At 36.3% G+C, this 19,896-nt stretch carries 12 protein-coding genes and 1 pseudogene; 2 read left to right on the top strand and 11 right to left on the bottom strand.

Features of this window, described 5'->3' with window-relative positions; genetic code table 11:
* Nucleotides 1–23 precede the first annotated feature (23 nt).
* From ESZ48_RS11735 to ESZ48_RS11685, 11 genes and pseudogenes are all read right to left on the bottom strand, one after another.
* Entirely contained in the window at nucleotides 24–6,722 is a 6,699-nt protein-coding gene (locus ESZ48_RS11735) for a polyketide synthase (protein ID WP_129017679.1), read from the bottom strand.
* Nucleotides 6,723–7,100: 378 nt separating this feature from the next.
* Nucleotides 7,101–7,958: a class I SAM-dependent methyltransferase gene (locus ESZ48_RS11730; protein WP_129017678.1), complete on the bottom strand. Its 858-nt coding sequence runs from the start codon at nucleotides 7,956–7,958 to the stop codon at nucleotides 7,101–7,103.
* Nucleotides 7,959–8,359: 401 nt separating this feature from the next.
* The gene (locus ESZ48_RS11725; RefSeq protein WP_129017677.1) at nucleotides 8,360–9,190 is read right to left on the bottom strand and encodes a hypothetical protein; all 831 of its coding nucleotides are present in this window, start codon (nucleotides 9,188–9,190) and stop codon (nucleotides 8,360–8,362) included.
* A 726-nt stretch (nucleotides 9,191–9,916) separates the two neighbouring features.
* Entirely contained in the window at nucleotides 9,917–10,501 is a 585-nt protein-coding gene (locus tag ESZ48_RS11720) for a methyltransferase domain-containing protein (protein ID WP_129017676.1), read from the bottom strand.
* Nucleotides 10,501–10,797: a thioredoxin gene (gene trxA, locus ESZ48_RS11715; protein ID WP_129017675.1), complete on the bottom strand. Its 297-nt coding sequence runs from the start codon at nucleotides 10,795–10,797 to the stop codon at nucleotides 10,501–10,503. Before trxA ends, ESZ48_RS11720 begins: the two co-directional genes overlap by 1 nt.
* Before the next feature lie 12 nt (nucleotides 10,798–10,809).
* Nucleotides 10,810–11,412 (bottom strand): Tll0287-like domain-containing protein, encoded by a 603-nt coding sequence (locus ESZ48_RS11710; protein WP_129017674.1) that lies wholly within the window; start codon nucleotides 11,410–11,412, stop codon nucleotides 10,810–10,812.
* 12 nt (nucleotides 11,413–11,424) lie between these two features.
* Nucleotides 11,425–11,694: a heavy-metal-associated domain-containing protein gene (locus ESZ48_RS11705; RefSeq protein WP_129017673.1), complete on the bottom strand. Its 270-nt coding sequence runs from the start codon at nucleotides 11,692–11,694 to the stop codon at nucleotides 11,425–11,427.
* A gap of 35 nt (nucleotides 11,695–11,729) precedes the next feature.
* Nucleotides 11,730–13,125 (bottom strand): annotated as a pseudogene (locus ESZ48_RS11700) (MBL fold metallo-hydrolase).
* 147 nt (nucleotides 13,126–13,272) lie between these two features.
* Nucleotides 13,273–14,085, bottom strand: coding sequence for a sulfite exporter TauE/SafE family protein (locus ESZ48_RS11695; RefSeq protein WP_129017672.1), 813 nt, complete (start codon nucleotides 14,083–14,085; stop codon nucleotides 13,273–13,275).
* 69 nt (nucleotides 14,086–14,154) lie between these two features.
* Nucleotides 14,155–14,787, bottom strand: a complete 633-nt coding sequence (locus ESZ48_RS11690) for a Crp/Fnr family transcriptional regulator (protein ID WP_129017671.1) — start codon at nucleotides 14,785–14,787, stop codon at nucleotides 14,155–14,157.
* Between the two features lie 529 nt (nucleotides 14,788–15,316).
* Nucleotides 15,317–16,366 (bottom strand): GNAT family N-acetyltransferase, encoded by a 1,050-nt coding sequence (locus tag ESZ48_RS11685; protein ID WP_129017670.1) that lies wholly within the window; start codon nucleotides 16,364–16,366, stop codon nucleotides 15,317–15,319.
* Between the two features lie 784 nt (nucleotides 16,367–17,150).
* On the opposite strand from ESZ48_RS11685, the gene ESZ48_RS11680 reads away from it, so the two are divergent.
* Complete coding sequence (locus ESZ48_RS11680; RefSeq protein WP_129017669.1) at nucleotides 17,151–18,824, top strand: BCCT family transporter; 1,674 nt, start codon at nucleotides 17,151–17,153, stop codon at nucleotides 18,822–18,824.
* A 65-nt stretch (nucleotides 18,825–18,889) separates the two neighbouring features.
* The gene (locus ESZ48_RS11675) at nucleotides 18,890–19,768 is read left to right on the top strand and encodes a universal stress protein (RefSeq protein WP_129017668.1); all 879 of its coding nucleotides are present in this window, start codon (nucleotides 18,890–18,892) and stop codon (nucleotides 19,766–19,768) included.
* The last annotated feature ends 128 nt before the right edge of the window (nucleotides 19,769–19,896 follow it).

Genomic DNA, 19,896 nt, shown 5'->3' with positions numbered 1-19,896 from the left:
GTGGCCGTATAGATCTATTTTATTCATAAATCTATTTTTATAAATCCTCCTTCTTGCTTAGCATCTGGAATAAACCAAGCTGGATTACCCATTTCGTCCGTACCAAGCCGTGCATTGGGAACTGGTGGTTGATTCAAATCTTTACTATACTTTTTAGTGTCAATACCGTTTGATTCTATGTGAATTTCTGATTTAAATATTCCTACAGAAATAAGTTCATCGATACTGGTAACAAAAGCGGCTTTAAGCTTGCTAATATCTTCTTCTTTAAAAGCAGTGGTAATGAAACAAGGAAAACCATCCCAAATATGAACATTTTTTTCTCTTAATAAAACAAAAAGAAGTTCTGAATAAGGGATTTCTTCTGAAAATTTAAGTCGCCATAAAGAACCAAAAAATTTGATTTCTATTGGTAAATCACGTTTTGTAAATTCTGCATTCAAATCGGTCGCAAAATTTTCTGTCATTCTACTCAGGTTGCTTTGGAGCGCGCCACCCATTTCCCGCATATGGAGTAATGATGCTTTTGCAGCTGCAAGTGCTAGCGGATGGCGAACAAAAGTTCCTGCAAAGTAGGTTACACCTGCTTCCGGATAAGAGTCGTCTCCATACTGCCAAAACCCACCATCTAAGGCATCCATACAATGGCTGGTTCCAACAATAGCGCCTATGGAAATTCCGCCACCTATCACTTTACCATAAGTTGCGATATCCGCCTTAATGCCAAATAAAGCTTGAGCGCCCCCTGGATGCATTCGGAATCCCGTAATTACTTCATCAAAAATAAGTAGAGAATCTGAAGCTGTAGTGATCTCTCGAACTTTCTTAAGAAATTCTACAGGCTGAAACTCTGGTCTCCGGCTTTGTACAGGTTCTACCAAAACTGCAGCTATTTCTTGAGAACGTTTCCGGATGATTTCTAAACTTTCATCAGTACCATAATCTAAAATTAATATGTTTTGTACCGAATTAGAGAGGATACCTGCAGCAGCCGGAAAAGTTTTTAAGCTTTTTGAACCTCTTACAAGCGCTTCGTCATTGATGCCATGATAAGCTCCAGTGAACGCAACAATAAGTGAGCGTCCTGTTACGGTTCTCGCAATTCGCATAGATCCCAAAACCGCTTCCGAACCTGTGTTGCACAATGCGGCACGTTCATGCCCGGTAAATTCACAAAGGAGCTCGCAAACCTCACCAGCTAATGGATGTTGAGGGCCAACCTCATAGCCACGGTCTATCTGTTGATGCAACACTTTTGTTATAAAATCGGGTTGATGACCAAATAAACAAGATCCAAATCCATTTAAAGTGTCAATATATTCGTTGCCATCAATATCCCAAAGACGATTGCCCGAAGATCTATCAACCACCAGTGGATAAACAAGTTCTTTAGTCAGTGGTTTAAATCCAGAAACCACTCTAGGATCGGCCATATGGGCGCGATGTTTTTGAGCGTACGCTTTACTGGATGCTGTTTTTTTATTGTATGATGTAGTTAGATTTTCTAAGAATGTCTGCTGTTGTGTATTTATTTCCGTCGATTGTCTGTCAATTTTTGGAGAGGCACCAAAGGGTTTACTGTGCTCTTTTTTTTCGTCTTCAGAACGCGTGTCGGAAGTTGAATCAATTAAAGGTTTTACGTCTGATGATTTCACTTCAGTTCTTGGTGATTGTTGAACTGGAGCATTAAACTGTTGTGCTGGAATTGGAGCCTGATTATTTCCTTTTAATAATTCTAACTGTCGTCCTAACAATTGCAATTGTTGTGCGATAAGATCGATTGCAGATGTACTGTCATTATAGGACGCTGAATGTGATGTTTGAATCGGAGCCGGCGCAAAATTATTTTGAACATGAGAGGCTGCTTGAATGCTTTTAACAGGAGCATCTACTGGAACATTTATTGGAGCCGGCGCTGCCGCAGGTGCATAAACCTCTTTCGGTAGAACATTATCTAAATGCTCAGCCAATAAATTTGGTGTGCTCAATTCATCATTTAATTCGCGAAAAGTAATGGGTGTCTTAAACTCATTTCTACAAGTAATTGCCATTTGTGTTAATACGAGCGAATCAAGACCAAGTTCAAGAAAATTATGATCATGCTCAGAAGCTTCTAATTCTATTCCTGAAGTATTCAAAATGATATCTGAAATTTTTTCCAGAATCGTGGTTTTTCTTTGAGGTTGTGCAACGGTGTTCATTTGTTGTTGAGATTGTGTAGGTTGAATATTGTTAATTTCTGTTGATTCGTATTGATTTGTGGTAGCTGTTTCTGTGACAGGTGGATTTACCCAACAACGTTTTCGGTCAAATACGTAAGCCGGTAACCATACTTTTTGTCGGGATTGGCCCTTATAAAATGCATGCCAGTCAGGTTCTATACCTTTTAACCAAAGTTGGCCTAATGCTGATAAAACCGTATGATAAGAATTTTCATTGTCACTAGGTGCAACCAAACTGGCAATGGAGGTTGCCGACTTAGCGTTCTTTTTTTGTTGAGATAAAGTGGCTAAAGCACGGCCGGGGCCTACTTCTAATAAAATGATATCCTCTAAATCAAGTGCTGTTTCCATAGCGTCCGAAAAGCGAACGGTGGCTCGCAAATGATCTGTCCAATATTTAGGGTCAGTGGCTTCAGAATCACTCATCCAAGTTCCGGTTACTGTTGAAACAATAGGTAAGCGAGGAATGCTTAAAGTTACTTTTCTGACTTCTGCTTCAAATTCTTCCAGAACAGGATCCATCATATGAGAATGAAAGGCATGGCTTGTCAAGAGTAATCTGTTGGCAATTTTCTTTTCTTCTAAACTATCTGCGAAGGCAATAATGTCTGAATTTTCACCAGAAACCACACACAGCTGATCAGAATTAACGGCAGCAACCGAGACCTTATCCGGAAGTATTTTAGAAAGATTTTCATATGGGGTTCTGACTGATAGCATACTACCACCTGGAAGTTGACTTACCAACCTGCCTCGAACGGCTACCAATAATAAAGCATCCTTTAAACTGAATACGCCCGCCAAATGAGCAGCAACGAATTCACCAATACTATGTCCGCAGAGCATTGTAGGTTGAATTCCCCAACTCATCCAAAGTTGAGACAATGCATATTCTATGACGAATAATGCAGGTTGGGTATATTGTGTGTCCTTTAAAATATCTTCTGCTTTGGTCGAAATATCTTCAGGATAAATAATTGTTCGAATATCATATTTATAGGCTTCCTGTAATAGTTCGGCACAATGATCTACGGCATCACGAAACACCTTTTCATGGTCGTAAATTGCTTTCCCCATTTGTAAGTACTGAGCTCCTTGACCGGGAAAAAGAAACGCTAAGTTGCTAGGTATTGCTTTTAGATCTGACGATTTAACGGTCGTTGATTTATCAGATAGCAATTGGTTAAAAGCATTTTCTGTATCAGAGGCCAATGCGAAACTTCGTTTATTAAAAGTGTCTCTCGTAGCACTTAAGGAATAGGCCACATCTGCTAGATTTAAATCATTGGAAGTCTTTACAAAATTACCGAGCGCTATTTTATAACCATCTCGACTATTCTCTGTTTTTGCAGACCAAGTTAAAAGCTGAACAGGTTTGCTCTTTCCAGAACTGATTTGTTTAGATTCAAATTCTTCAACGACGATATGGACATTTGTCCCACCAACGCCGAAAGAACTGATACCAGCACGACGAACTTTATCAGATTTCCAATCCCGTAATACATTATTTACGAAGAATGGACTGTTCTCAAAGTCGATGGAAGGATTAGGGCTTGAAAAACCTAATGAAGGTGGGATTTGTTGGTGATTCATTGCCAATATGGTCTTAATAAAACCAGCAACACCAGCCGCTGCCGTAAGATGGCCCATATTACTTTTGATCGAACCAATCGCACAATAGCCTTTCTGAATCTGCTCACCGAACGCTTCTTGAAGACCTTCAATTTCAATAGGATCGCCAATTGGCGTGGCAGTTCCATGCGTTTCTACATATCCAATATCAGAAGCTAGAATATTCGCATCATCAAGTGCTCGGGCTATGGCACCAGATTGCCCATCTACACTAGGTGCTGTAAAACTACCTTTATCACCGCCATCGTTATTGATACCCACACCTTTGACAATACCGTATATATGGTCGCCATCTTTTTTAGCTTCTTCTAAATCCTTTAAAAGCACGACACCACAACCATCGCTAAAGACAGTTCCTTTTGCTTGCGCATCAAATGGGCGACAATGACCGTCTGGACTCATAATGGAGCCTTCTTGATACAGATGTCCGCTATAAATGGGAGCAGTTACACTAGATCCTCCGGCGATAGCAACGTCACATTGGCCATTTCGAATGGCTTCTACCGCTTGGGCAATCGCCAATAACGAAGTGGAACAAGCAGAATGCACACTGACCGCTGGTCCTTTTAAATTTAAATGATAAGCAGTTCTGGTAGCGATATAATCTTTTTCATTGAGCGAGCTCGCTTGTAGTTCTCCAACTTGATTTAGGAGTTCTCTATTAGGAATGACATTGTTCAAATAATAGGTATTCATACCTGTACCAGCATAAACACCAATACTACCATCGTAATGTTTCGGCAAATGTCCCGTTTGTTCAAGGACTTCCCATGCCGATTCTAAAAACAGACGTTGTTGCGGATCCATTACGGAGGCCACTTTCGGATTTAACCCGAAAAACCCAGGATCAAAGTCTTGAGCCGTTGGGATAATCCCACGAGCCCTAACATAAAGTGGATCATTTCGTAAAGCATCAGGAACCGTTTGATCTAACTCTTCTAATGAAAAAAATGAAATGGTTTCTTTACCGTTTTTCAGTACTTCCCATAATTCTTGAATCGAATTGGCACCTGGAAAACGTCCTGCCATTCCAATAACGGCCACATCTTTTGAGGTGCCATCATTGGAAGTCTTTTTAAATTTTCTTTTGGTTTTAGTGCTTTTACTAGGATCAAGGTAATTTGCGATTTCAGCAATTCTCGGGAACTGATAAAGTTTCGTTACTGGTAATCTATATTTATAATCCTTTAATAGATTTGCAACTACTTTTTGCGCTAATAACGACGTTCCGCCCAATTCAAAAAAGTTATCATCAATACCAATTTCTGGGATAAGTAATAAATCGACCCAAACTTTAGTGATGTTTTTCTGAATTGTTGTGGTTGCTGCCTTATAAAGCGGAGCAGAGCTTGGGCGGCTATATTGCGGCGCGGGTAATTTCTTTCTATCTATTTTACCACTTGAGGTTCTAGGGAAATCTTCAACTAAAATAAAATAGGAGGGTAGCATATACTCTGGCAAAATGGTGGTGACTTTCTGACGAATATCAGCAACATCGACATCCTTTTGGTTAGGTTGCAAATACGCCACTAATTGGGTTTGTCCAGCCAAATGGTTGGATGCTATAACCACACTTTGTAATATTCCGGACAAAGAATTAAGGGCAATTTCAATTTCTGCCAACTCTATGCGATGTCCGCTTATTTTTACTTGATCGTCTTGACGTCCAAGAAATTCTATATTCCCATCGGGCAAATATTGAGCGATATCGCCAGTTCGATAAATCCGAATGGTATTGCCATCGGGTGATTTCCAATTAACGAATTTCTCATTAGTTAATTCTATATTATTCATATATCCTTCAGCCAAACACTCTCCTGCTATACAAAGTTCGCCAAGTGTTCCATCAGGCACTAAATTATGCTCTTTATCAAGAATAAGTATGGAAACATTATTGATAGGCTTCCCAATAGTTGGTAGTGTTGGCCAAAGTTTCGGATCGCCTTCGAGTTTCAATTCTGTAACTACATGACATTCGGTAGGACCATATTGATTGTAAAGCACACAATTATTTATATTTTTAAATAAGTGACTAACTTGCGGGGTGATTTTGAGTTGTTCACCTGCAGTCATTATTTCTTTTAGCGAGGTAGGGAAAAGGTTTAAACTCATGGCCGCCTCGGCTAATGCTTGCAATGCTACAAAAGGTACAAACAACCTATTTATGCGCTTCTTTTCTATATACTCTAGTAGAGCAACCATGTCCAATCTTAGCGTCTCATCAATCAGGACTAATATTCCGCCGTTGCTTAATGTAGCCATGATTTCTTGAAAAGAAACATCAAAACTTAATGGTGCGAATTGCAGGGTTCGGGTTCCATTTTTACAAATGGAATTTTCGTTTTGCCAATTAATGAGATTCATCATGGCATTTTCACCCATACAAACACCCTTAGGTTCGCCTGTGGAACCTGATGTGTATAGGATATAAGTATTTAATTTACTAGTATTGGCATCGCGTGTAATATTATCAACAGGTGGAATAGGCTCATTAACCAGGAGTGGTTGAAGACCATTTTCAATCACCATAGCTTCATTTATTTTAGTTGTAAGACAAAATGAAAGCTTTGAATTGCTAATCATGCTGTCAAGTCGCTTTTTAGGGTACCCAAAATCAATAGGAAGATATGCCATACCTGCTTTTAAAATGGCAAGCACAAAAATTATTTGCTCCACACACCTCGTGGTGGGAACACCAATAATGGCTTCGTTTTTGGCGTGAAGCAAGATTATATTATAAACTTTTGAAACTTCTACTTCCGTTTGCTTATAGGTTAATTGATCAGATTCTGTTAATAAGCAAAGCTCATCAGGATATAGTTTTGAAGCGTTTTCAAAAAGGCGATACAGGTGGCTATAGTTATGCATTTCATTTAGGTTTTATTAGTGAGGTCTAACCAAGCGCTTTTAAGGTCTGAAACGTTATTATTTTTAGAATACATAGTTACATGATTTTAGATACAAATAGCCTTATCACAAGTCAAAAACTTATGATTTTAATTTTTAAATCAGTTATAGTTAACAGTGAGGGAGAATGTTAGCGAAACTTAAAGAAATTTTTGAATATAGATAATAGTTATTAGACCAATTGTTGCTTTTCTCGTTAAAATCACTGAGGTTACTTTATATTAAACATGTCTAACAGAAATCAAATTGATTTTATTGTTAATATAGCTCAATTATAGCTCAATTGAAACTCCTGGAAATTTAAAAAAGCATTAAAATTTTAATTTTGATGATGAGATTTCAATTTTTAGCACCTACGAAGGTCTGCATATTGGTACCATTAAACCAAACTTTTTGAGAAAAATGCCATAAACTAAAACCAGCATTTTTGAATAGATGAGGATAGTTATGTGAAAATGAAGGTTCCTTTCCATAAAGTTGAGAACTAGGATTCGTCTCAAAATTATGGTAAGCGCCATTAGGTTCTATGGCAATAAAATAAGTTTTCCCTAAAAGGTTGATATCCTTAAATAATTCTTGCAATTGTGTTTCTAAAAAATATTCCAAAACACCTCTAGAAGTGACAAAAATAGTTTTTCCCTGACCGTGCTCTTTTACCCAGTCCATCGCATCAGCTGCCACAAACTCCAGTTTTTTATTTTTACCGTATTTGACATTATTTAAATCAATTTGATCTTTACTCAGATCTATTCCAATAAATCGATTGATTTCAGGGAATTCAGAGCTCAGGTAATTTAGCACATCTCCATTTCCTGTACCAATTTCCACCAAGGTATCGTATTTTTCTGATTCATTTGATAATTCCTCTTTAAGCAATTCAAATACAAATGTACAGTTTGGCAGGAAATCGGTATTGAATGTATCTTCTAGTTCTGAAAACAAATCTGTGGCATTTTTATTGATCCAAAATTCTCGATTTGTTTGCGCTATTGTGTTGTGGTCATCAATTCTATCAAGCTTTTTCAATAGTGCGCCACGCATTAGCTTATCTGATATCCCCATATTCTTGTGCTTGTGAACCAGTGCAATTCTATTTTTTGATAGTTGGCGGGCTTTTTCTGGTTGAAGAATTACAAGTACATTTCCTACTGTTCCTGAGAGAAAGTGATATAAGCTAGATTTCAATTTGTTTCTCATAATGTCAATGTATCTCAACCTTTTTTATATTTCCCAACAGTTGTTGATGGGATAAATATAAAAATAAATATTTAATAAGTCTATTCTAGTGAATTCTATAATCCTCATTATTCAAAGTTTATATTCAATAGTCCGTAGATAATAAAATTGCAATATCACTATTGCTCTTCGTTGAAGTTAAAACTATGAAAATTAGTATATCTTGCTTCAGACTCTAAAAATTTAACACGAATTTGAAGTCCCGATAAAAGTCTGGATCACTTATTTACTCATCTTCTGCAAATGTTGCCATAAAATATTTACTGTAAATTTCACAAATGAACAGCCTTTTAGTCTTTTTTAAAAACTCCACCAGAATGAAAGTTAGGATGGTAGAGGGCTTTAGACCAAAGTTGTTTAGTTTAAGCTTTCGTACATAATTTTATTGAGGAAGCAAGAGCGGAAACTTCAACCATCTTATTGTTTTTTATAGGGTTCATAAAATACATAAATAACAACATCGAAATAAAATATAAAATTGCAAACGCTGTGTAGGTCTCTGAACCTCCATTTCTTGGTGAAATTGGTAATACTATTAAAGAAAGATTTAGCACAAATTGTAATATTAGAACGCAAATTCCGCTTTTAGTGTGCCCATAAACTATAGTACACATGCCTGCGGAAGCTAAAATGATCAACATAGAAGGCAATACCGGAACGTCCAAAATTACACCAACATTAAGAAACACAACAGGAACCCACCATAAGGCCCAAAAGAAACCTACAATTTGACTTGCATAAAATGGATTTATGTTTTTTGTTAATTCCCGAATGGAGTAACTGACCCAAATCACTTCACCAACAAAAGCCCAAAGAAATATTACTATAAAACCTCTAAAACTCAAATTGCTAAAACTCACTTTGAAAATAGAAGTAAAATTAATTCCTGTATAAAAACTTTTTAATAATAAAGTAATCGTAACGAGCGAGATGATAAAAAAGAAACTGAATAAATACCACTTAGGTTTGACTCTCCAGTTTAAAATAGGCCTGAACATTTCTATGATGCCACTATATCCTCTATTATATTTTACGATTATAATTAATAATAACAGAAGAAAATAAAATCGACCGTGAGTATACACAAACTGAGGGATAAGTCCTGAACTTGTTACTAATACCAAAACGGTGTTAAAAATAGGGGCAAGAACTAGAAAAATCCAAAGTTCATATTTTCTGATAAATTCCTTCATAATTTTTTAATTAGATAATAACCGATGTGTTTATTTTGTAAGATATACGTGTGATTAGTTTTTTTCATGATTCCCACCAATAACTTTTAATACCCCAAGGTTTGTCTCGATCTAAAAGGCAATTTTCTACTCATAACTCGAGGCTCGCCCTGAGTTTCTTGATTTTTTAAAACGAAGAGCTAAAAGAATCACACATTGAATTCGAGAATATTTTACGAAATTTAAATAAATTATGGAAGTGTGTATGAAAAATTAGCCAAGTCGTTTCTTTAATCGATAAAAGTGTAATAATTACTTTTAATTCTAGTCCTAAGAGGTGCATGTCGATTAATGGATTTGACAAAGTGTGAAAGATGTTAGTTTCTGTAAAGAGGCATGGTTTGAACCAAAGAATTGAGCATTAATCTGAATTCGTTTAAAATAATAATAGAAATATTTTGCGCACGTTCTGTTCAAAAAATGGAGTATTACATCAGAGGTGTTTTGAAGACTATAATTTAAAGGGAGTGAAATTACAGTAACTTTTTTTGCTTTAATGTGTTTTAAACAATTTGCTAGTTACTGTGCTATAAGATTTTGTGGTGTTTTAGAAAAGTTAATGAGATACTCCTCAATTAGCATAGCATGATGGTATTGATTAAGTTTCGTTGACTTCTATGTTCCTAAGACAATAGAACATTTTTTGCTTGTATTAGGCGTTTCTCTCACAATTGAACTATTCCAGTTTTAACTCTTCTTCTGAACTTTAACAAATAGTTCCATACCGCTTCTTGCAGAATGTGAATTATAAGAAGGTTCCAGTAATAGAATCTCGAAATGAGGTTTGAAATAATCTAGATATTCTGTTCTGTTTCCGCCAAATGGTGGTTTATCGGTATTGAGAGGAACATTAAAAAGTAAGCCGACAATTTTTCCGTTTTTGTACAGTAATTCAGCAGCTTTTGCAGTGTAAGAAGGTCTTAAATTAGGGTTTAAGGCGCAAAAGAAAGTTTGTTCGATTATTATGTCAAAAGACATGTCTAAGTCGAAAAAATTCTTGTGAATGAGATGTGAAGAAGGGAATGACGGCACCCGCCGTTTTATATTGCTTAATGCCGTTTTGGAGAGGTCTACAACATATACGTTTTTGAATCCTTGTTGATGTAGATATTCGGCTTCATATGAATTGCCACCGCCGGGAATTAAAATTTTTAAATTCTTATTGGTCAACTGATCAAAATAAGTTTTAAGGGGCAGTGAGATTTCGCCCAAATCCCACCTTGTATCTTTATTTATATAGCGATCATCCCAAAACTCTTCCGATAAATTCATTAGTTTGTAGTCTGGATAATATTTATGATTTCATCTTTCTGTAGCACACCAGATTGTCTCCAAATTTGTTTTCCATTCTTAAATAGTAACATGGTGGGAACTCCTCTAACTTGATATTTAGCAGCTAAGGCTTGATTTTTATCGACATCTATTTTTATAATGGAAACACCATCGCCTAAGCTTTCTTTTACTTGTTTTAAAATTGGCGCTAACATTTTACACGGTCCACACCATTCTGCGAAAAAATCCACTAAAACTGGTTTGTCCTGATTTATTAATTCTGAAAATTTGCTCATATCTAAAATATTTTATTTATCAAAAGTGACTTTCCAAATGCCTCTCACTTCATTGAGATCGTATCCTAAAGCTTTGTCTTTTGGATATAAAAAGGTCAGTTTTTTAAGTGTAGATGGTACAATGTCTTTGGATTGTCCGTGACATTGCAAACACATAGTGTTTGTTAAAATAGGGTAGTACACCTGCACTTTTGTATCTGATTGTGTGACCAACGGCTCTGGAAGTTCTTGTTTAGCGATCCCGTTTTTGTAGGCCTCAATATATTTCAACTCCTCAGCATTCGCTTGATTATTCTGATTTCTTGGTTTATCTGAAACACGTTTAAGTCTTACATTCTGCACTACTGCCATACTATCTGTCAGAGGATAGGCCTTTTCATTACAGAATGATAATGCTCCTATGGTGCCGTCCTTCTGAATGGCTTGCATTAAGTTTTTTCCTAAAACAGCTTGCGAGTTTAACGCATATTCAAGTCCTCGTTCCGCATAAATAGCAGTATCAATGACTGTTGCTGATGCTGTTTTTTCTTCTACTGAAATGCTCTTGGTTTTTTTTCCATCATTACAGCTAGAAAAAGATATGAATACGATAAGTACGAAAGCTATAGGTTTCATTTTTATTAGTTTTTATTTCGATAGTTTACCAGTGGCACAACTTATAAAGGATTTTGCCTTCGATGTTAAGGAATTGCTGTCTTCTACGGAGGGATAGCCAAGATGTTTTAGTTTTTCTTTGACTTGAAGTGCATCAGCTTCATTTAAATACGTGAAGGAGATCTTGCTTTCCTCAACATCTACTTGCAAATTACTAATATTTGCAATAGTTGAAAGTTTGGTAGTAATGGTATTTACACAGCCACCACATTTTAGGTTTTGTACGACTATTGAAGTGTTCATGAATTTAAATATTTTTATATTTTCTTATTATATTTTTACAATGTTGAAGGACATACAAATTCTGATAGGGGAATGCCTGCTTCTTTTATGGAACTAATTCCACCGGCCACATCAATAAGATTGTGGATGCCTCTACTTTTTAGAATAGATGCCGCAATCATGCTCCTGTAACCACCCGCACAATGCACATAAAATGTTTGGTTGCATTGAAATTCTGCCAAATGATCATTGATGTAATCTAAAGGCGTGTTATTGGCATTCACTACGTGCCCTGATAGATATTCACCTTCTTTTCTGACATCAAAAATTGGTACGTTGTCTGTTGCAATAATTTCTTTAAATGTTTTGGCTTGGATTGAAGTTACGGTATCATACTCGAAAGCTGCTTTTTTCCAGGTTGCAAAACCATCTTTGAGATAGCCTAAGGTATTATCAAATCCCACGCGTGATAAACGTGTCACAGTTTCTTCTTCCTACCAATAGAATTGGCTGTTTAACATCGGCAATAAGTGATCCTACCCAAGGAGCGAAACCACCGTTCAAGCCGATAAATATGGATCTCGGAATATGTCCCTTGGCAAACTCTTCCTGACTTCTGACATCTAATACCACGGCGCCAGTTTCATTGGCAGCGGCTTCAAAAGCGTCGGCGGATAAGGCTTGAGTGCCTCTTCTTAAAATAGCGTCGATATCTTCATAACCTTCTTTGTTCATTTTGACATTGAGCGGAAAATAGGATGGCGGCGGCAACAGACCATCAATAACTTCATCAATAAATTCTTCTTTGGTCATATCGGCTCTCAAAGCGTAGTTCATCTTTTTTTGATTGCCCAAAGTGTCCACCGTTTCTTTCATCATGTTTTTTCCGCAAGCAGAACCTGCACCGTGTGCTGGATAAACGATAACATCATCGGCTAAAGGCATGATCTTGGTGCGTAAGCTTTCATATAGAAAACCAGCCAAATCCCTTTCTGTTAAAATTCCCATTTTTTGAGCTAAATCAAGCCGGCCCACATCACCTAAAAACAAAGTGTCTCCACTGAAAATTGAATGATCTTTACCGTTTTTATCCCTTAAAAGAAACGTCGTGCTTTCCATGGTATGCCCCGGTGTATGTAAGGCAATAATGGTAATATTCCCAAGTTTAAATTCCTGACCGTCTTTGGCAATAAGGGCATCAAAGGAAGGATTGGCATTTGGTCCATATACGATTGCTGCTCCCGTTTCTTTTGCAAGTGTCACGTGGCCGCTTACAAAATCTGCGTGAAAATGGGTCTCAAAAATATATTTAATTTTAGCATCATCCCTTGTTGCTCTGTCAAGGTATGGTTGCACTTCCCTTAACGGATCTATGACTGCCACTTCTCCATTGCTTTCAATATAATAGGCGCCTTGTGATAAACAACCTGTATAAATTTGCTCTATTTTCATTGTTTTAAATATTTGCTTCTTCGATGCCGATCGAAGAAATTTTAATAATAATTTGTGAGTTTTTCCTCTGTAGAACCCGTCTTGAGGAGCGAATTTTGTTCAAATGTATAAACACTTATAAATCCCTGCAGTAACCTAAGTTACATATTATTGTTTGACTATAAATTCCATGTAGAAAATGAAGAATGCCATGACAAAAATGAAATAACCAAAAGCTTTCTTCAATTTTTTACCATTTATAAAATTACTCAGATAGCTGCCAATAAATATCCCTACAAAAGATAAACCGGTGAAAAACGCCAAAAACGCCCAATCTATGGTCATGGTTAAGGCGTCTCCCAAAAAGAAACCTAAAAGTGATTTGAATGCGATGATCATCAAGGAAGTACCAACGGCAACTTTCATTTCAACTTTTGCCAAGATGACGAGTGCCGGAATGATTAAAAATCCGCCACCTGCGCCAATCAAGCCAGTGATTCCACCCACGAGTAAACCTTCGAGTACGATTAAAGGATAGTTGTATTTGACTTTTTGAGTTTTATCTGAAACGGTTTTCTTATTCTCCTTAAGCATTGAGATTGCTGCCGGAATCATCAATAGGGCGAAAAATCCGAACATTCCCATGCGTCTTGTAAATTCAAAATCACCTAGTGTAAAAAATAATTCAGGTAATGCAGGAATCACAAAATATCTTACTAAGGCGACCCCAACAATTGACGGAACGCCAAATACAAATGCAGTTCTCCAATCTACGAATCCTTTACGGTGTTGTTGAAATCCGCCAACTAATGCACTGGCACCTACAATAAATAAAGAATAGGCTGTTGCGGCCTTTTCGTCAATGGAAAATAGATATGCTAAAACGGGTACTGCCAAAATTGATCCACCCCCGCCAATAATGCCTAATGAAATGCCAATTGCCAATGCGCTTATATATCCAAAAATCTCAATTAATTCCATAAATTATAACTTGTGCGTCAAAAATACCCCGTTTACATGATAAATGTGGTAACATTGGTTACATAGTCCTTATAGTTTTATTATTTTTAAATAGTTTCTACCGAGCTCTATCTTTCCAAGCTGCTCCATTTTTTTTAATAGTCTTGAGATAACGACGCGAGAAGTATAAAGATCGTAGGCAATTTCCTGATGGGTGCTATTGATAATATCATTCTCATTGACCCTGACCTTTTCAATTAAATACTGTGTCAATCTTTCGTCCATTTGATAAAAAGCAATACTGTCTAAAGTCATTAGCAATTCGTTGATGCGATTATGGTAACTTTCAAAAACAAAATTTCGCCATGACTTATATTTCGCCGTCCATTCTTCCATTTTGGCAACTGGCACCATAATTAATTTGGTATCTGTTTCTGCAATGGCCCTGATTTCGCTTTGTTTTTGACCGAGGCAACAGGTCATGGTCATGGAGCAGGTTTCGCCTTTTTCCAAATAATAAAGTAAAAGTTCATCGCCTTCATTATCTTCCCGTAATACTTTAATAACGCCAGAAATAAGTAATGGCATGGATCTTACATATTCGCCAATTTCCATCATCTTAAAACCTTCTGGAATCTCTTTGAAAGTTCCTACTTGGACTATTTCATTGAGCAAGGCATCTTCAAATAAGTGCCCGTAACTTTCTTTCAATTCATTGATCATTTTTTAATTGCTTTTGGTGCTTTAGAAATTGCTTTGTTGAAAACCGGCATGTTCCATTTACGGTTGAAGTTAAAATTAATGAACTATCTTAAGTGGGCTCTAAAGGTATTTTAAATTCCTAATGCTAGGTAATATTTGTAAAACTATCAAAAATACTTTTTATGTTTAGGAACTTTCGGATCAAGATAAGGAAGTTCGAGAATATGTCAGAAAGAGATTAAGGTTTAATTTAATTTAGGATTCCATGGGTTTGTTGTAAATTCAATTTTGGCAAGAAGGATTTATATGAATACCATTTTTAAATACATGTGATCTCATGAGTGATGGAATGTGGTGTCATTTGATATCAACACGTACTTTATAAGTAATATCGGTTAAAAACCAAAAATATAATGACACTCCGTCCAAGGAAAATCTCTAGTCAACAAGGATATTAGCGCCTAATTAATTTTATTGGGAAATTCTAATAGAATACGTTCTTAAGTAGAAAAAAGGAGAATACATTTTCAATTCAGAAAAGGGTAATCTCTCACGAATGCATATTTACAGAGGAGCGGTACGCTGGAAAAAACTCAGGATCAATGTGTTCATTCTCAGTTGATTCCCTTAAGTGATTTTCTGTCAATATGTCATACATTTTTTCATCGACTATATATTTCCAGATTTTAAAATCTTTAAATTTTTTAGAAAAACTACTTTTAAAAGCGAATAGTGAATCTTCATTACTTCCCCTGCCACCCCCGAGATTTAAATAATCAAATTCAGAATTGGTCGATTTGATACGCATTTCATCAATAATAAGTTTAATGCTGTTCAAATCGTGGAAGTCTTCATTAAGCGCAGACAAATGGTATTGTACAAAATTACCTTTTACTAGAAACAATGCGCCTCCGCTCATGGATTGTGATTCGTTATGTATATTCAGTAATAATTTTGCTTCGAAATCCTTACTTGACATCAACTGTTTAAAGTAATCATCACTAAAGAAATATCTTTTATCGGCATTCACGCGCGTCATTGTATCCCTATACAACTCCATAAAGGTTTGAAGATGGTCTTCACGTTTACTTTCAATAACGGTACAGATTTTACGTGATTTGTTTAAATAAGTTTTCATGCGCCTATTAAACATTTTTCTCTGATCTTCTAGCGTATCATTCAAATCGATATATACGACCTGCCCAAGTGCCGTAATGCTACCTAGTCCCACAAGTGGCTTTTCCTGATGTTTTATATAAGGATGTAGTCGTGAAAAAACAGAAACAATTTTATTTTCAACAAAAAACTCGTGAAGCTCTTTTTGAAAATTTCGCTTATCAAAATCTATATCAATGTTTGCAGTCAATAATCCTGCATATCCATATACAGATGTGGCGTCATTATAACCGGTGTTTTCAATAGGTCTAAAAAGTAGAGGCAAGAGCAATGTCGTATTACCTTCAGTATATTTTAAAAGGATTGGTAAGTCATCTTCGTTTTTAGAAATATGATGATAGTCATAGGTGTGATAAACATCTAAATGCTTTATCAACGATAGTTCTGCATTCCATTGGCTCTTATCTTTTATACCTTCAATCATAAGTTTATTTAAATTTTAAATTTTTGAGAAATAGATGTTCAATCATTGCTCTCTATTTAAAGGACACTTTAAGTCAAATATGTTCAACCAATAATGATGATTAATATTAACTTGAAACGTAATGGTACAAAATTCATGTTGATAAACTATCAATTTAAATTAACCGATTAAAGTTATGGGGTAGAATATCAATTAGATCTTAGTAGAATGTCAATTAAATCTTAGAAATGCTTCTAACCTTAAACTCCTATTGGTCTGGATTATCTCAAAAATACGTATTTAACTTGAAAAGTTAATAATTATTTGTTCAGCTGTTCAATAAAAACGATAACATTATTTTAAAAGTAACTAGATCTATTTTAAATGAGATGGTGGTCGGTCTTTTCTTTCTAAAAAATTGGACGCATCTAAGATACTTAAATAATCTAATTTCAATCGCGTATGAAGTTTAAAATGATAAATCAAGCACTCTTGGCCATCTTATAGTTTCTTTTAAGTAAAAATTTGTAAAACTCTCTTATATACCCTATACTACAGAACAATAATTTACGAAAGTGAATGTATGAAGATCAGTACTCTCCATTTAACTAAAACCAGAAATAATTAACAGCCTATTTCATTTTAATTTTACTCCACTAGCCTTTATATTGGCTTACTGCATAAAATATTTTAACTATTATTTGTATTTTAGGACGATCTATTTTGAGAGATCACCATATTTATAATTCCTTCACTTCTGTAAAAAATGTAAGTTGGATCAGTCATTTAGAATAAATAAATTAATATGTCGATTAAAGTCACTAGAAAAGAAAGTGCCTCAAGATTTTTAGGTCTTGTTGTAAATAAAACTGTTTTTTTAAGCGCAATTGCCGTCATCATTTTTACCGTTGGGTTTACGCTGATTTTTGAGAAAGAAGCCGATTACTATTTTGGAATGGCCCAAACCTTTGTATCTGCGCATGGTGGATGGATTTACACTTTATCGGTAAATTTATTTATTGTTTTCGGCTTATATATGGCTTTTAGTAAATTCGGCGCGATCCGTATTGGGGGAGCAAAATCAAAACCTGAGTTTAGCTTATGGGCATGGTTTGCGATGCTCTTTAGTGCTGGAATCGGAAATGGGTTGGTGCTTTTTAGTATAGCAGATCCGGTTAGGGATTTTTTAAATCCGCCACGATTGGCAGGACATGAACCCGCGCTCATTGCTCAAGAGGCTATTAATTTCTCCTTTTTGCACCATGGAATCCATGGATGGGCTATTTACTCGGTTGTTGGACTCTCCTTAGCGTATTTTACCTTCAACCGCAAAATGCCATTAACCTTGCGTTCGGCGTTCTATCCTTTATTGGGCAACAGAATCCACGGGTGGATGGGTGACGTCATAGATATTATGGCGGTCATTACAACGCTCTTTGGTCTGGCAACAACCATTGGATTTGGCGTAGGACAGATCAACTCCGGATTGACGCATGTATTTGGCACGCCAAGTACCTTGTTTTATCAAGTGCTTATTATTGTAGGCGTTACCTTAGCGGCTACCATTTCAGCTTTTAGTGGGGTTAATAAAGGGGTTCAAATGCTAAGTAAGCTTAATGTTAGAGTAGCATCTGCGATCTTTTTACTGATTTTGATATTGGGTCCCACGACCTTTATTTTTAAATCCTATATCCAAAATATTGGAAGTTATTTGGTGCACTTTGTAGACATGTCCACTTGGACCGAATCCCTGCAGGGGACTGATTGGCAAAAAACACGGACCATTATGTATTGGGGATGGTGGATTTCTTGGTCGCCATTCGTCGGAACTTTTATTGCCCGGATTTCTAGAGGACGGACCATAAAAGAGTTTATTCTTTGTGTTCTAATTTTACCGGCATTGGTGACGTTCTTATGGTTTAGTGCCTTTGGTGGAACCACCATGCGCGATATTCTACTTGGGGATACCGCCATGATTGCTGCGGTGAATGATAATATTTCTACCGCACTTTATGTGTTTTTTGATAAGTTTCCGTTGGCGATGTTGCTAAAAGTATTGGGAGTGATCCTAATTTGTAGTTTTATTATTACCTCGGCCGATTCAGGTGCTTTGGTGGTGGATAGTATTACCTCTGGTGGAAAATTAAAGACCCCGAGATACCAACGAGTAATTTGGGCCGTGGCTACAGGATTGATTGCGGCGGTATTAATGTATGGTGGCGGATTGAATGCGCTACAGACCGTAGTGACCATTTCCGGATTGCCCTTTGCCATTCTTTTGATAATGATGTGTTTTTCACTGTATCGTGGGATTAATGAAGATTATGATAAAGCAGAACGACAGGAAAAACTCCTGGAAAGGGAATCCTATAGGAAAAATATTCTTGATTTGGTGAACAAGGAACGGGAAGAGAAAAATCTCAAAAAGATTGACCCTGAAACCCAACCCAAAAAGAAACCAAATATAACTGACATCTAAGATGTTGTGAATAACATTTGTGAATACTACTGAAAACCCTTTAAAGTAAACCTTAAAAAAATCAAATGACAAAGAAAATAAAATTAGACAACACCTTAAAACTGATGGTAGCTTTAGACCTTACCGAAATGGATCCCATTTTGTTAAGCTATGTTAGTTTTCTTTGTAAGGTGTGGAATATTGAGCATTTATATTTTACACATAACATCAAACAATATAAATTATACGATCTCTACGATGAATTCCTCGAAGAAGGCATCACGGTAGAAGATATTGTGGATAGAGGTTTGGAACGATCTATCCAAAGACATTATACTGCTTCTGTACCGCATACGGTGTTGATTACTTCCGATGATTATACAGAGAGTATTCTGAGCCACCTCGCCAAAGAATATCAAATTGATATCATGGTCACCGGTAATAAAGATGAATTGCAAGGTACTGGTGCTTTGACCCAAAAACTAGTGCGAATGCTAGATACACATGTGTTATTGGTACCGGAAGAGGCCAAACATAAAATGGAAAGTGTATTGGTTCCGACGGATTTTAGTTCTGCTTCTGCAAGATGTTTTGAAGTTGCATACAGTTTGGTCGAACGGTCTGGCGGAAAAATAGAAGGCTTGCATGTTTATAATATTCCGTCATTTTTCTTCCCATATATCAACACAGAAAAAGCAATCGATAAAACAAAGCTGCATCTCAAGGAAAAAGTGAAACATTTCCGAAAGAAATTTAAACTTCGCGAAGACCTTTCTTTTCGGTATACCGATAGGGAAGGACTTTCAGTGGTTGAAGCCATTGAACTTCACGCAGAAAAGGGGGTGTTTGATATTGTCGTAGTTTCAGCTCGAGGAGGGAATAATATCACCTCTTTGTTCGTGGGAAGTGTCACCAACGATTTGTTGATTAGAAACAGAAAAATGCCTCTATTGGTGATACGTTAGATCGCCTTTTTCTATTCGAACCTAATGTATTTTCATAAGCCTCTCTGGAATTTAAACTGAAGAGGCTTTATAGATTAATGTCAAAATTATCTCAAACTTAGATAAAGCGACGTATTCTATAAAAATAA

Source organism: Gelidibacter gilvus (assembly GCF_004115975.1).
GTDB classification, from domain to species: Bacteria; Bacteroidota; Bacteroidia; order Flavobacteriales; family Flavobacteriaceae; genus Gelidibacter; species Gelidibacter gilvus.
This window is presented reverse-complemented; position numbering and strand designations above follow the sequence as displayed.